Annotated in this window: 16 protein-coding genes; 10 read left to right on the top strand and 6 right to left on the bottom strand. The window is 63.0% G+C overall.

All coding sequences use genetic code 11. The features are described from left to right. Nucleotides 1–49: 49 nt before the first annotated feature. The 5 genes from OS889_RS06175 to OS889_RS06155 form a co-directional block, all read right to left on the bottom strand. A complete protein-coding gene (locus OS889_RS06175) occupies nucleotides 50–586 on the bottom strand; it encodes a FlaD/FlaE family flagellar protein (RefSeq protein WP_372391570.1) in 537 nt (178 codons plus the stop codon). A gap of 517 nt (nucleotides 587–1103) precedes the next feature. Further along, nucleotides 1104–1676 (bottom strand): chemotaxis protein CheD, encoded by a 573-nt coding sequence (locus OS889_RS06170; protein WP_372388244.1) that lies wholly within the window; start codon nucleotides 1674–1676, stop codon nucleotides 1104–1106. A gap of 56 nt (nucleotides 1677–1732) precedes the next feature. Beyond that, on the bottom strand, nucleotides 1733–2983 hold the full coding sequence (locus tag OS889_RS06165) for a chemotaxis protein CheC (RefSeq protein ID WP_372388243.1): 1251 nt from the start codon (nucleotides 2981–2983) through the stop codon (nucleotides 1733–1735). Then, entirely contained in the window at nucleotides 2980–3348 is a 369-nt protein-coding gene (gene cheY, locus OS889_RS06160) for a chemotaxis protein CheY (protein ID WP_372388241.1), read from the bottom strand. The genes OS889_RS06165 and cheY overlap by 4 nt, the downstream gene beginning before the upstream one ends. Nucleotides 3349–3438: 90 nt before the next feature. After that, nucleotides 3439–3996, bottom strand: coding sequence for a DUF7500 family protein (locus OS889_RS06155; RefSeq protein ID WP_372388239.1), 558 nt, complete (start codon nucleotides 3994–3996; stop codon nucleotides 3439–3441). 241 nt (nucleotides 3997–4237) lie between these two features. Between OS889_RS06155 and OS889_RS06150 the strand changes: the two genes are divergently transcribed. From OS889_RS06150 to OS889_RS06130, 5 genes are all read left to right on the top strand, one after another. Next, nucleotides 4238–4576, top strand: coding sequence for an ArsR/SmtB family transcription factor (locus OS889_RS06150; RefSeq protein WP_372388237.1), 339 nt, complete (start codon nucleotides 4238–4240; stop codon nucleotides 4574–4576). A gap of 312 nt (nucleotides 4577–4888) precedes the next feature. Then, nucleotides 4889–5554 (top strand): flagellin, encoded by a 666-nt coding sequence (locus OS889_RS06145; RefSeq protein WP_372388236.1) that lies wholly within the window; start codon nucleotides 4889–4891, stop codon nucleotides 5552–5554. A 9-nt stretch (nucleotides 5555–5563) separates the two neighbouring features. Next, nucleotides 5564–6193, top strand: a complete 630-nt coding sequence (locus OS889_RS06140; protein WP_372388234.1) for a flagellin — start codon at nucleotides 5564–5566, stop codon at nucleotides 6191–6193. A 201-nt stretch (nucleotides 6194–6394) separates the two neighbouring features. Continuing rightward, nucleotides 6395–7063, top strand: coding sequence for a flagellin (locus tag OS889_RS06135; RefSeq protein WP_372391568.1), 669 nt, complete (start codon nucleotides 6395–6397; stop codon nucleotides 7061–7063). A 9-nt stretch (nucleotides 7064–7072) separates the two neighbouring features. Beyond that, nucleotides 7073–7708 (top strand): flagellin, encoded by a 636-nt coding sequence (locus OS889_RS06130; protein ID WP_372388232.1) that lies wholly within the window; start codon nucleotides 7073–7075, stop codon nucleotides 7706–7708. A gap of 147 nt (nucleotides 7709–7855) precedes the next feature. Here the strand turns inward: OS889_RS06130 and OS889_RS06125 are convergent, their stop codons facing one another. Then, the gene (locus tag OS889_RS06125) at nucleotides 7856–8617 is read right to left on the bottom strand and encodes an RAD55 family ATPase (RefSeq protein WP_372388230.1); all 762 of its coding nucleotides are present in this window, start codon (nucleotides 8615–8617) and stop codon (nucleotides 7856–7858) included. A 309-nt stretch (nucleotides 8618–8926) separates the two neighbouring features. Between OS889_RS06125 and OS889_RS06120 the strand changes: the two genes are divergently transcribed. From OS889_RS06120 to flaI, 5 genes are read left to right on the top strand one after another with little or no spacing between them, the layout of a single operon-like run. Continuing rightward, nucleotides 8927–10468, top strand: coding sequence for a flagella accessory protein C (locus OS889_RS06120; protein WP_372388228.1), 1542 nt, complete (start codon nucleotides 8927–8929; stop codon nucleotides 10466–10468). Continuing rightward, nucleotides 10452–10895, top strand: a complete 444-nt coding sequence (gene arlF / locus OS889_RS06115; protein WP_372388227.1) for an archaellum stator protein ArlF — start codon at nucleotides 10452–10454, stop codon at nucleotides 10893–10895. The genes OS889_RS06120 and arlF overlap by 17 nt, the downstream gene beginning before the upstream one ends. Continuing rightward, complete coding sequence (gene arlG / locus OS889_RS06110; protein ID WP_372388225.1) at nucleotides 10896–11351, top strand: archaellum stator protein ArlG; 456 nt, start codon at nucleotides 10896–10898, stop codon at nucleotides 11349–11351. It abuts the gene before it with no gap. 3 nt (nucleotides 11352–11354) lie between these two features. After that, on the top strand, nucleotides 11355–12107 hold the full coding sequence (gene arlH / locus OS889_RS06105; protein WP_372388223.1) for an archaellum protein ArlH: 753 nt from the start codon (nucleotides 11355–11357) through the stop codon (nucleotides 12105–12107). Beyond that, entirely contained in the window at nucleotides 12107–13777 is a 1671-nt protein-coding gene (flaI, locus tag OS889_RS06100) for an archaellum flagellar ATPase motor FlaI (protein ID WP_372388221.1), read from the top strand. The genes arlH and flaI overlap by 1 nt, the downstream gene beginning before the upstream one ends. The last annotated feature ends 19 nt before the right edge of the window (nucleotides 13778–13796 follow it).

Below are 13796 nucleotides of genomic sequence, written 5' to 3'. Positions count from 1 at the left end.
TTAAAAACCCTGTTGGTCAGGAGAATGACAGAATCGGCGGGCGTCGACCCTACTGCATCGACGAGAGGCGCGCGATGTAGACGAGACTCAGGTGGTGGTCGTCGACGTCGAACTCGGAGGTGTCCGTGACCTCGCCAGAGAACCCGACGAGGTAGTCCTGGAGTTCGGCCTCGACGTCTTCGGTGAGCCAGTCGACGGTGTGGTAATACCGGATGGCGTCCATCGTCCGCTTGAAGCCGCCCTTGAGGACGAGGAACTCCAGCCAGTCGAAGACGATCCGCTCGGCCGCGTAGGCGTCCGGCAGGGACGTGAGATACGGTTTCGAGAGCCGCTCGGCGGCGGCCGTCTCGTGGACGAGGAGCTGTTCGAGCTGATTCTGGCGGAGCGCCTCGCCGGCGCGGCCGCGCGGCCGCTCGCGGATCTCGGTGTCGAACTGGAACCGCCCGACGTCGTCGTGGCGGTCGAAGTCGCCGCGACCGGACCGTGGACGCGAGACGCCGTTCGAACGCCCGCGGTCCCGGCGCCCGTAGTCGAATCGACCATCACGCGTCTCGCCGTTGCGGCCGAAGCCGAGGTCCCGAGCGATCTGGTCGGCCCGGACGACCTCGTCGTGGCCGTCGGCGTGGTCGGAGTCGCCGCGCCGCGGCGGCGTGACGTCCTCGCGCGGCCGGACCGAGACGTCGCCCTCGGTGCCGTTGCGGCGCTCGGCGTCGTCGCGGCCGTTGCGGCCGTTGCGGCGCCGGTCGGCCGTGCCGTTACCGCGGTGGTGGCCGTTGCGGCGGCGATCGCGCCGTCGCCGGTCCGGGCGATCGAGCGAGTCGCGGCCGTTGGACTGCCGGCGGTCCTCGGACCGCGAACGGGAGCCGCCCGCGTCGTCGGAGTCGTCCGATCGGCGGTCGTTCCGCCGCTCGTCCGCGATACGCCTGAGTTCTCGGAGGTCGTAGTCGTCGGGATCGATGGTCATAGCCTGGGTTGTCGCGGCGCGCCCGCCGCTGTGGTCTCACTCGACGATTTCGTGGCGCGTTCATAAACGTACCTGCGAAATTATCAGATTCGATTTCTGGAGGCGGGATTCGACCCCGTGACTCAGTGGCGAGAACGGTTCAGAGGACGCGCGTGTCGTCGTGCGCCCGACGGACGGACAGCGCGCCGGTCGCAGCGTCCAGCGACAGCGACCGGCCGTGGTCGCCCCCGACGTCGGTCGCGACGATCGGGATGTCGTGGTCCGCGAGGACCTCCTCGACGGCGGCGACGTTGCGCTCGCCGATCCCGCCGTCGCCGGAGTCGAAATCGAACATCGCGCTCCCGCCGGCGACGCGGGCCTCGACGCGCGAGCGGTCGGCGCCGGCGTCGACCATCGAGCGCAGGAGGCCGCGGACGGCCGTATCGACGTACTTCGCTTCGTTCGGGGTCTCGGACGGCGGCGTGGGGCCGTCCGACGACGCGCGGTTTCCGCCGTCGGTCTCGTGTCGGCCGTCGCTGGCCTTGGGGAGCATCGCGTGGGCGAGGCCCGCGACGCCGGCCTCGGGGTCGACGAGCGCGATCCCGACACAGGAGCCGAGGCCGCTCGTCACCAGCTCCGAGCCCGTCTCGGCGACGGCGTAGTCGGCGACGCCGACCTTGACGCGCTCGCTGCGTGATCGATCGGTCGATCGGTCAGTCGTGTATACCTTCATTGATTTGTTCGGAGGGAGATGGCCCGGCCGGGCCACAGGGAGACCGGATCGCGGCCTCAGTTCGGTTCGGGTTCGGGCGCGAGTTGGTCAAACGCCGCGCGCAGTTCCCGCTCGTCCGGCAGCGCGTAGATGTCGCAGGTGAACGTCTCGTCGGGCGTCACGATCGCGGAGTCGATGAGGAACGCGTAGTCTTGGGTCCGCGCGAGTTCGGTCACGAGCGGGTCCACGATCGCCGAGGCGATGTCGTCGACGTAGGTCGGCGGCGAGATGTCGATCGTCGTCTCCAGGGCGTTCGCCCAGCCGTCCAAGAACCCGGAGGTGACGATGTTGCCGATCTCCTGGATCGCGCTCTGCCGCATCGCCGGGTCGGCGTCCATCCCCGGCATCAGCGCGTCGGCGACGCTCTCGGCGGAGTCGTGGTCGAACAGGATCGCGATGTACCCGGAGGGCGTCCCCATAAATTCGAGGACGACCCCGCGCCGGGCCTCGTCTGTCAGCTCCATCGGTACCCCCTCGACCGGGACGAAGCTCAGCCGGCTGACGTCGACAGAGGTGTCGATGCCGGTCATCGCGGTCAGGTCCTCGGAGGCCTGCCCGGCGCCTTCGGTGATCATCCGGGAGAAGGAGGTGAACGTCTCGACGGGGATCGCGTCGTTGTCCTCGCCGGCGGCGTCGACGATGGTCTCGACGGAGTCGTGGGTGGGAAGCATGTAGATGTAGAAGCCCGCCTCCTCGTTCACCGTCTCGAGGTGGTTCCGGAACGCCAGCACGTGGCCCGTGTCGAGTTCGGTCTCGAACGAGGTGGCGCCGCCGGTCCCGTTCGTGGCGGCGACCCCGCCGTCGCCAGCTGCGGGTCCGTCGACGACGTCCTGGAGCGAGCGATTGGCGTCCAGTTCGACGTAGGTCGGCGTGGTGATGTCGATCCCCTCGCCGAGGAAGTCCGCCCAGCCGTCGATGAACCCGCCGAGCATAATGTTGCCCAGTTCCTTCAGCCCGCTCGTAGCGAGCTCGCTGTCGGGATCGTCGGACGCCCCTGGAACGAGCGCGTCGACGAGTTCGACCGCGCGGTCGCGGTCGAACGCCAGGATCGTGTGGCCCGCGATCGCCCCGGAGAAGCCGATGTGGACGGTGACGAGGTCGCGCTCGCGGAACTCCCGCTCGACGTCGTCTCTGGTCGCCATCTCGATCTTTGTGACGGCGACGCGCGCGTCGAACCCAGTCAGCGTCGTGAGCGAGCCGGCCGCCTCCTCGGCGCCCGAGTGCGCGAGGTCGCTGAACGTGCGAAGCGACTGGATGTCGAGGTTCATGCTTCGACGCCCACCACGTCGTCGATGGCCTGGAGGACGTTGGGCTTCTGGAACGGCTTCGTGATGTAGCCGTCAGCGCCCGCTTCGACGGCCTCCCGCATCTTCTCTTCCTGTCCGACGGACGTACACATAATCACCGATGAGTTGGGGTCGATCGACTTGATCTCGGAGGTGGCTTCGATCCCGTTGCGGATCGGCATCACCACGTCCATCGTGACGACGTCGGGATCGAGTTCCCGATACAGCTCGACCGCCTCGACGCCGTTCTCGGCTTCTCCCACGACCTCGTGGTCGTCTTCCAGCAACTGCTTCAGCAGGTTCCGCATAAACGCCGAGTCGTCGACCACCAGTACGCTGCGTGCCATATCCCTCCTTCCGAGAAACGCTGTATAAACGCATCGCCCCCATTATCAGTGATGATACGGGAGAGCGACGGCCGAACGGAGCGGTCTGGCTCACTCCTCGGGCGGGTCCGACGGGATCTGGAGCCCCTCGCCGCGGAGCGCGCTGACGAGGTCCGCGATCGAATCGTCGAGGCTGAGGCCGTGTCGGTTGAGCACCGACGCCAGCGCTTTCGTGGGGTAGGAGACCTGCGTGTCCGACGCCAAGAGGAGGATCGCGAGCGCCTTTCGCGTCGAGGCGTCGGTGTCGATCTGGTCGACGTACCACGAGGTCAGTTCGCCGAACGCGGTCGCGACGTCGTCCGAGAAGTGCTCGTGGTGAGCGACCTCGCCGTCGAACGCCGCGGTGAGGGCGAACCCGTAGTCCGCGTCCTGTTCGGAGACGTAACGGGCCATCTGCTGGCGGGCGAGGCTGCCCCGGTCCTCGACCGCCTCCTCGTCGCCATCGTCGACCGAGGGCGTCTCGTCGTTGTCGGTCGCGACGACGTATCGCCCCTCGTCGAGTTCTGCGACCCGCTCGGAGGCGGTGTAGTCGAGTTCGTCGGGCCTGACGACACCCTCATCTTCACGCGCGTGTGGATGCGCGTCGTCTGTGGGGTCCGCCGGGGCCATACCTCGTGGTGTCGTCGGCGCGATAATAAGCCCATCGCAGGCGTAAAACTCAGCTCGGTCGGCGGAACAGACTCGATTTGCGCTGTGCGAAACCGAATCGAGCCCTTCGCGCCGATCGTGAACGAACGACTCACCCGTAAATGAACGATACTGACGCTCTCGCCGTCAGTTTTCAGTATCAATACCGATATTTCACCGACCGTCACATTGAGGTAATTCCACGTAGAATAGGGGAGTATCTATGGAGTCCGATAGGACGCTGTCAGCGCTCGGGAACGAGTACAATCCCGATATCCTGCGCGCTGCCGACGAAGCCCACTCCGCCCAGGAATTCAGCGATATGCTCGATATCCCGATCGCGACCTGCTATCGTCGGATCGAGGAACTCACTGGGGCGGGACTGCTGGAACTGCACGACCGCGTTCTCTCGGACGAACACCGACGGACCAACGTCTACCGGCGGGAGGTCGACGAAATCATAATCGAGTTCAACGAGAACGAACTCAACATCGAGGTCACGGACCGACCCGAAGTGAAGAACAAGCTCGACGACGTCTGGCGGCAAATCTCCAGCGAGTAAATTCGCCCACGTGAGTGGCGAGAGCAACGCGTAATATCGGAGATCAACCGTCTGTTGGGGAACAATAGAACGGCCGAGGTTGATGCGGATGTAGCTACAGGCCGAGATGCAGCTAATATTGTCGGTGGTGAACTGTTGAGGAGTTCTGTTTTCTGCATCTAAGTGGTCAGTTCTGCCGTTTCAGTCGATAAGACACCAATATCAGATCTGATTTCTAAGACCATACCATTATGTATGGATCGAGATTCTGGCAGAGTGACGGTCCTCACCTCCGGGGAGGAGGCGCGGGGGCCAGACTGGAGACAACACACTATGTTCGAAAACATCGACACCGACCGTGGTCAGGTCGGGATCGGAACGCTCATCGTGTTCATCGCGATGGTCCTGGTCGCCGCAATCGCGGCCGGCGTCCTGGTGAACACTGCTGGCTTCCTCCAAGCGACTGCTGAGGACGCTGGCCAAGAGAGCGTCGACAAGGTCACGAATCGTATGGACGTCGTAAGCACACACGGAATCGTTAGCGATGCCGGGAGCGAGCTAACTGTTGACAGCCTGAATCTCACGGTTCGGCTCGCTGCCGGGTCCGGGAGTGTCTCACTCGAAAGTTCCACAATAAACTACGTGAGTGGGTCCACCGCCAGAAACCTCGTCTATAATAACGAGACTGCACCGGATGGCACGCTCCTCAACGTGAGCGAGAGCCAGACAGGAAGTGCGCGAGGTCTCAATTCGACCGAATTTACCGCGTACCCGCTAGAAGACGATAACGACGCATCATTCCCGGTGTTGAACAGCCAAGCCGATCGGTACGAGATTGTCATTAATACATCTGTAGTTGAGGAAACCACCGGTGGCCTCTCCACTGGCGATTCGGTCGAACTGGAACTCACGAGCCGCTCTGGGGGTTCGACCCAGGTCATCCTCACGATGCCCCAGCAACTCGCCGGCAAGCAGAACAACGATCCGGTCCCCCTCTAGGTGATACACATGTTTGAACTATTCAACAAAGACGAACGCGGTCAGGTCGGTATCGGTACGCTCATCGTGTTCATCGCGATGGTCCTCGTCGCCGCGATTGCGGCCGGCGTGCTAGTGAATACTGCTGGCTTCCTCCAAGCGACTGCTGAGGACGCTGGTCAAGAGAGTGTGAACAAGGTCACGAACCGAGTCGATGTGATCAACACGCACGGGACCGTTGGCACCAATGAAGATATCGCCAACATTACGATGACCGTGCGTCTCGCTGCCGGCTCCAGTAGTGTCGATATGAACACTACCTCCATCAAATATCTCAGCGCAGATAATGTACAAACCCTAACAAATAAAACTTCAGGTGCAACTGATACCGATGGAGACGGAACTAGCACCGCGTTCAGCCTCACGAACGTGGCGGACGATGACGACTCCTTCGGTGTCCTCAACAGCGCATCAGACCGCTACGAAGTGACGATCGACACGTCAGCTATTGAAAGTGGCAGTGAAGATGGTGAAGGGCTCTCAACCGGCGAGCAGGTCCAGTTAGAGATTACCAGCCGGACAGGCGGGACGACCCAGGTCATCCTCACGATGCCCCAGCAGCTCGCTGGCAAGAGCCCCGGCGAGCCCGTCAAGCTCTAAACCCAGGACAGACCGCGCTGAGGATTTGTGTTTAACTGATTTTCATTTTTGTGCTAATATTATCGATCAGCCTGAGTGACGGAGGTAGAATCAAATTTGATATCTGGCCCCATACCATTATGTATGGATCGAGATTCTGGCAGAGTGACGGTCCTCACCTCCGGGGAGGAGGCGCGGGGGCCAGACTGGAGACAACACACTATGTTCGAAAACATCGACACCGACCGTGGTCAGGTCGGGATCGGAACGCTCATCGTGTTCATCGCGATGGTCCTGGTCGCCGCAATCGCGGCCGGCGTCCTGGTGAACACCGCTGGCTTCCTCCAAGCTACCGCCGAGGATGCTGGCCAAGAGAGCGTCGACAAGGTCACAAATCGTATGGACGTCGTAAGCACACACGGAATCGTTAACGATACCGGAGACGGGTTCGCAGTTGACAGCCTGAATCTCACGGTTCGGCTCGCCGCCGGGTCCGGGAGCGTCTCACTCGAAAGTTCCACCATAAACTACGTGAGTGGAGGGACTGCCGAAAATCTCGTATACAAGAATGCGACGACGAACGGTGGCAAGGATCTCGGAAACGTATCCAAGTGGACGGCAAGCGATCCTTACGGTCTGAATTCGACCGAATTCACGGCATATGCGCTTGAGGATGACGACGATGCATCGTATCCCGTACTGAATAGTCAGGCGGACCGATACGAGATCGTCATCAACACCTCGCTCGTCGAAGGTGGTACCGGTGGCCTCTCGACTGGCGACTCGGTCGAACTCGAACTGACGAGTCGCTCCGGTGGCTCGACGCAGGTCATCCTCACGATGCCCCAGCAACTCGCCGGCAAGCAGAACAACGATCCGGTTCCCCTCTAGGTGATACAAATGTTTGAAATATTCAACAAAGATGAACGCGGTCAAGTCGGTATCGGTACGCTCATCGTGTTTATCGCGATGGTGCTAGTCGCTGCGATCGCGGCCGGCGTCCTGGTGAACACCGCTGGCTTCCTCCAAGCTACTGCCGAGGACGCTGGTCAAGAGAGTGTGAACAAGGTCACGAATCGCGTCGATGTGATCAACACGCACGGGACCGTTGGCAACAATGAAGATATCGCCAACATTACGATGACCGTGCGTCTCGCTGCCGGCTCCAGTAGTGTCGATATGAACACTACCTCTATCAAATACCTCAGCGCAGATAATGTACAAACTCTAACAAATAAGACTCCAAGTACGACCGAGTCTGACGGTGACGCAGACGGGACTGGTACGATGTTTGCCCTGTCGAAAGTTACAGACGACGATGGGTCGTTCGGAGTGCTTAACAGTCCCTCTGATCGCTACGAGGTGACGATCGACACGTCAGCTATTGAAACTACTAGTGAAACTGGAGAAGGGCTCTCGACTGGTGAGCAGGTCCAGTTAGAGATTACCAGCCGAACTGGTGGGACGACCCAGGTCATCCTCACGATGCCCCAGCAACTCGCTGGCAAGAACCCCGGCGAACCCGTCAAGCTCTAAACCCAGAGCTAGCTTCGCGTCGACGACGAACGAATTCTCATCATTTTCTCGAAATAGGATACGAGGAGCGGCAGCGCTGCCGTATTCCGAGAAAACGAATATCAGCTGAACAGACTAAACGCTCTCTTCGAACGAGCAGTTCTCGAATTACTCCAATCCGCCACCGCCGCCCGCGTCACCGTCACCGAACATCGGCGCCGACTCGCCGACCATCGAGAACCCGGCGGCCTGCTCGTACACCTTGAGCCCGCCCTCCTCGATTTCGAGGGGGAACATCGAGTTCTTGATCGCCTGCTTGCGCATCTTCGCCACCCAGACGTACCGGTTCGAGGTCGAGCCGGCAGGCGATTGGATCAGGTAGATGTTGCCGTCGGTCAGGAAGTTCTCAAGGCCGATCTCGGTCTCGGGGAACACCGCCGACTGTTCCATCGTCAGAATGGAGGTGAGCCCGCTGTCTTTCAGGATGTCGATGAACTTCAGGAGGTACTGGCGCTGTTCCTTCTCGTCTTCGAAGAAGAGCTGGAACATCGTCAGCGAGTCCAACACGAGCCGGTCGTACTGGGTGTCCTGGAGGTCGTCGAGGATCGTATCGAGGGTGTCTGAGAAGTCGCCGCTCCGCAGCAGCGTCCGCTTGTCGTAGATCTTGATACGCCCCTCCTCGATGAACTCGTCCCACTTCTCGAAGCCGATCGATTCGGCGGCCTGGCTGATGTCGTCTTTCGTCTCCTCGAAGGTGAGGTAGATACCGCCTTCGTCGAACATATCAACGCCGTTGTAGAGGAACTGGAGGCCGAGCAGGCTCTTTCCGGTACCGGGGTTTCCGCTGACGAGGACGGCCGCGTTCTCGATGATACCCCCGTTGAGGATCGAGTCGAGCCCCTCCACGCCGGTCTTGACGAATTCTGGCATACGTGAGATCACTCCCTGGTAGGTGTTAGGTGATGCGTCGGTCCCGCACCCGGATAATTCTTCGCCCCTGGATTCCGTCACAGAGCGGCGACACCGACACCCAGCCACACCGGTTCTATCACGAGCGATAATTTGGAGCGAACCTTCTTGTACCGATGCTGGGACATTCAGGGCAATGCTACCTGTTCCATCGAGACCGGACGACCGGACCGGGCGGACGGGCGGCCCGATTCGGTCCGTAGGAGGCTGTGATCCGCCGCGACAGTCGTGTCGGATACCGGCCGAATTCGGCGACCGGGAGGGATCGGAATGGGCGTGATGGACTGGATGGACGGCGACGACGAGGAGTCCGACACGCTCGCCACAGACGGGCTCGGCTTCGACGAGGACCTGGACGATTTCGACGGCGAGATGGGCGATATGGGCGACCTCGACGGCGATATGGGCGACCTCGACGGCGGAGGCGACGACCTCGGCGACGGGATGGGAGACGGCTTCGACGACGGCGGGATGGACGGCCTCGACGGCGAGATGGGCGGCTTCGACGACGGCGGGATGGACGGCCTCGACGGCGAGATGGGCGGCTTCGACGGTGGCGGCGGAGGCGGCGACGACTTCGGCGGCTCGGAGGTCGACGCCGACACCATCGCCGAGATGGAAGACCGCATCTCCGAGCTCGAAAACGAGGTCAGTTCCATCTCCTCGGGGATGAACACGGTCCGCGAGGAGAACAAACAGATCGGCGAGACCGTCGAAGAGCTCGACGAGACCATCCGGAAGCTGCTCGACATCTACGAGATGGTCACCCGCGGGATCAATCCCTTCGTCGACGACGCCCGCGAGATGGGCGGCCTCGAAGGCGACGGCGCGTTCGGCCTCTTCGAGATGGAAGAAGAGAGCGAAGAGGACCTCGACACCGAGGTCGCCAACGCCGACGCCGAGTCGTTCTTCGACGAGGACTTCGGCGACCTCGACGCCGAAGAGGACGAAGCGGAACTCGCCGCCGAGGACGAACTCGCCGAGGAAGAGCGGGCCGATCCCGCCGAAGCGCTCGACGACGACGGCGCCGACGAGGGCGACGATGGCGGCGCCGGCGGCGGCGCCAGCTTCGACGATCTGAAAGAGGAGTACGAAGAGAACGAGGGCTGGGACGACCTCGAAGACGAAGAGGATGCCGAGGCCGAGGACGAACTCGCCGAGGGAGACGCCGAAGAAGAGGAAGACGAAGACGAGTTCGAGGGGATGCAGAACCACGTCGGCGACGAACTCGAAAACGGCGACGGATTCGAGGCCGAAGCGGACGACGAACCTGAGGAGGTCGATCCCGACGAGTCGCTCTTCGAGGCCGAAGGCGACGCCGGGGCGGAGGCCGAGACCGAGTCCGCGGCGGACGCAGCACAAAACGGAACGATGGAATCGGCAGCATCGACGCAGCCCGAACCGACCGAAGCGGCGTCGTCACAGACGCCGGCGACGAACGGAACGACCCAGCAGGCGGCCGCCGAATCCGACGCGTACCTCACCGAACTGCCGGCGCGGTACACGGCGGAATCGGTCGTCCTGGAGTGGACGCGGTTCCTCGTCGACGTCGGCGGAGCGATCGGCGCGGCGCGGGCGCTGCGACAGTACCGGTCCCAGGACTGGATCACGAAGGAGGTCGAGCGGACGATGTGCGAGCACGTCCGCAACGCCGCCACCGCCGGGGAGACCGAACGCCCGCGCGACCTGCGGGTCGAACACCACAGGGAGAGTCTGACGTACATCAGCCGACTCGCCGGCGATGTCAACGAGGCGCGGCTCCTCGAGGAGCTGTCGGCGCTCGGAGGTGGGTCCCGTGGGATTCGGCGTTAGCGGGTCGACTGCCGTCATCTTCCTCGGCGTCCTGATCGCCTCGGGCACGCTCTACACGGCGGCCGCGGGCAGCGCAGAGCAGCTCTCGGAGGCCCGCGACGAGAAGTCCGAAGACCTGCTCGACCGCCGGAATACGGCGATCGACGTGACGAGCGTCGTCTACAACGCGAGCGGCAACAACGACCTCGTCGTCAACGCGACGAACGACGGGACGACGACCCTGTCGGTCGCGGACACGAGCCTCCTCGTCGACAACGAGTACGCGGTCCCGGACGAGACCTCCGTCGACGGCGACGGCGACACCGACGTCTGGGCCGCCGGTCAGACGCTCACGCTGACCGTCAGGAACGTCGCACAGCCCGACGGCGTCACAGTCGTCGCACAGAACGGCGTCTCGTCGACCAACACCACGGTGGAGGGGAGTTAGATGGCCGACGTCTCCGTCCCGAGCCTGATCCTCTTCATCGCGAGCATCGTCATCGCGGCGGGCGTCGCGGGCGTCCTCATCGACACCGTCACCGGCATCAGCGGCGCACTCGACGACCGCGGCGCCGACGTCGCAGAGAACATCCGGACGGACGTCGAGATAATCAGCAACTCAGACAGCACGGTGTACGACCAGGACAACGACACGGTCACGCTGTACGTCAAGAACACCGGGAGACGGACCTTACCGGCGACGAACCAGACCTTCGATGTGATCTTCGACGCGGAGTACCGGACGAACGTCACCGTCAGCGTCGTCGACGGCGGCCCGGAGTGGACGCCCCACGGCGTCGTCGAGGTGGAGATCGGTGGACTCAGCGGCTTGGAGGGCACCGGCGACCACCAGGCCACGCTCGTCGTCGACGGAGACGAGGAGACCTTCAGATTCAACGTCTAATCTATGGCATCGAACCAATACTCGCTCGGACTGAAAGACCACGACCGGCTCGAAAAGGAACTCGGCGGCGGCATCCCCAAGGGCTCGATCGTCCTCATCGAGGGCGACTACGGGGCCGGAAAGAGCGTCCTCTCACAGCGGTTCACCTACGGATTCACCCAGGAGGGCGTGGTGACGACGCTCATCTCGACCGAGCTGGGTGTCCGGGGCTTCCTCGACCAGATGCACTCTCTCACCTACGACGTCGTCAAGCCCCTGCTGGACGAGCAGATCCTCTTCATTCCCGCCGAGATCGACGCCCGCGGGGCGCTCACCGGCGGCGAGAGCGACGACGAGCGCAAGCAGTTCCTCAAACGGATGATGGAGGCGGACACGCTCTGGGAGGGCGACGTCATCATCGTCGACACCTTCGACGCCATCCTCCGGAACGACCCGAAGTTCGAGGCGCTGGTCCGCCAGAACGAAGAGCGGCAGGCCGCCCTAGAGATCATCTCCTTCTTCCGCGATCTGACCACGAAGGGCAAGACGATCGTGCTCACGGTCGACCCCTCGACGGTCGACGAGGAGGCGATCGGCCCGTTCCGGTCGATCGCGGACGTCTACCTGGAACTGGAGATGGTCGAGGTCGGTAACGACGTCCGACGGAACATCTTCGTGAAGCGCTTCGCCGGGATGGGCCAGCAGGTCGGCGACCGCGTCGGCTTCTCGGTCCGTTCGGGCATCGGCATCGTCATCGAGTCCAGGAGTGTTGCCTAATGGCGACGGAACACGGCTCTGCGAGCATCGACAGCGAGTTGAAGCGGCACGCACAACAGTGGGGGCACCTCCGCGACCACCTCAAGCGCTTCCGGCAGATCACCGGCGAGTTCCCGATGCTCGTCGACGAGCCGGACGGCTACGAGTCGCGGCGGCCGAACATCATCTACCACCTCGGCGGCCCCGTCTACTGCCAGGTGTACGGCAACTTCGGGGAGACGACGAAGTACTACACCATCGAGCCGGAACTCGACGACAACGAACAGGACCTCTTCGGCCAGGTCAAGGACAAGCTCCTCGAACGGTCGGTCGCAAAGCCCGCGCCGACGGAGGACACAGAATACGAAGAGCGGATCCAGGAACTGCTCGAAGAGATCGTCACCTTAGAGACCGAAGACCACGGGCGGCTGGCCGAGCTGGTCCAGCGGCTCGAACTCGGGCCGCTCGAAGTAACCGAGGAGACCTACGAGAAGGTCCGCTACCGGCTCGTCCGCGACATCGTCGGGCTCGGACCGCTCGAACCGATTATGCGCGACCCGGCGAACGAGGACATTCACGTCATCGGGCCCCGCCAGGTCGACGTCGACCACGGGGAGTTCGGGCTGCTGGAGACGACCGTGGAGTTCGACTCCTCGGAGCAGTTCGACAACTGGCTCCGGAACATGGGCGAGCGGATCGGCGACCCCGTCTCCGACGCACACCCCATCGTCGACTCGACGCTCCCGGACGGGTCGCGTATCAACATCATCTACTCCGACGACGTCTCGCTGAAGGGCTCCTCGCTCACGATCCGTCAGGGCGACGACGTCCCGCTGTCGGTGTTCCAGATCGCGAAGTGGGGAACGCTCTCCCCGGAGCTGGCGGCGTACCTCTGGATCGCGCTCGAAAACGAGCGGACGGTGTTCGTCGTCGGCGAGACCGCCTCGGGGAAGACGACGACGCTCAACGCCATCACGTCGTTCATCCCGCGGGACTCCAAGATCTACACGGCGGAGGACACCGCCGAGGTGCTGCCGCCGCACGACACCTGGCAGCAGCTCCTGACGCGTGAGGGACGCGGCGCCGATTCGGAGGTCGACATGTTCGACCTGGTCGCGGCCGCGCTCCGTTCCCGCCCCGACTACATCATCGTGGGGGAGGTCCGTGGCGAGGAGGGTCGGATGGCGTTCCAGGCGGCCCAGACCGGCCACCCGGTGATGCTGACCTTCCACGCGTCCGACATCGTCTCGATGATCCAGCGGTTCACCGGGGACCCGATCAACGTCCCCGAGACGTTCATGTCGAACTGTGACATCGCGCTGTTCCAGAACCGGGTGAAGCGGGGCAACGAGACGCTCCGCCGGGTGACTTCGGTCCAGGAGATCGAGGGGTACTCCAAGGAGATGGGCGGCGTCGTCACCCGCGAGGCGTTCTACTGGGACCCCGTCGAAGACGAGATCGTCTTCCAGGGGCGGAACAACTCCTTCATCATGGAGGAGAAGATCGCCACGCTGCTCGGGTACGACGACACCCGGAAGATCTACGAGGACATCGAGTTCCGGACCGAGATCATCCGGCGGGCGATCCAGGAGAACATCGTCGGCTACCACGAGGTCAACGAACTCATTCAGGACTTCCAGCGGGACGGCACGGAAGGGCTCCCGTTCGATATGACGAGGATCGAAGGATGAGACGCGCCGAGCAGGAATC

The organism is Halobellus sp. MBLA0158, assembly GCF_041477585.1.
Classification (GTDB): domain Archaea; phylum Halobacteriota; class Halobacteria; order Halobacteriales; family Haloferacaceae; genus Haloquadratum; species Haloquadratum rubicundus.
This window is presented reverse-complemented; position numbering and strand designations above follow the sequence as displayed.